Origin of the sequence: Halomonas eurihalina (genome assembly GCF_008274785.1) — a bacterium.
GTDB classification, from domain to species: Bacteria; Pseudomonadota; Gammaproteobacteria; order Pseudomonadales; family Halomonadaceae; genus Halomonas; species Halomonas eurihalina.
This window is the reverse complement of sequence record NZ_VTPU01000060.1, coordinates 1-218: the sequence shown is the minus strand read 5'-3', so window position 1 is coordinate 218 and position 218 is coordinate 1. Positions and strand designations below refer to the sequence as shown.

At 59.6% G+C, this 218-nt stretch carries 2 tRNA genes; both read right to left on the bottom strand.

The features are described 5' to 3' along the window. Positions 1–87: transfer RNA gene (locus tag FZZ93_RS18260), tRNA-Leu, on the bottom strand. 43 nt (positions 88–130) lie between these two features. After that, positions 131–217 (bottom strand) — tRNA-Leu (locus FZZ93_RS18255). Position 218: the final 1 nt, after the last annotated feature.

Sequence of the window (218 nt, the reverse complement as noted above, 5' to 3'; positions counted from 1 at the left end):
TGGTGCCCAGGAGAGGACTTGAACCTCCACGTCCGTAAGGACACTAGCACCTGAAGCTAGCGCGTCTACCAATTCCGCCACCTGGGCGCATCATGCATCGTCGTGTTCCGGGCATCGCTTGCGCGATTCTTGGTGCCCAGGAGAGGACTTGAACCTCCACGTCCGTAAGGACACTAGCACCTGAAGCTAGCGCGTCTACCAATTCCGCCACCTGGGCG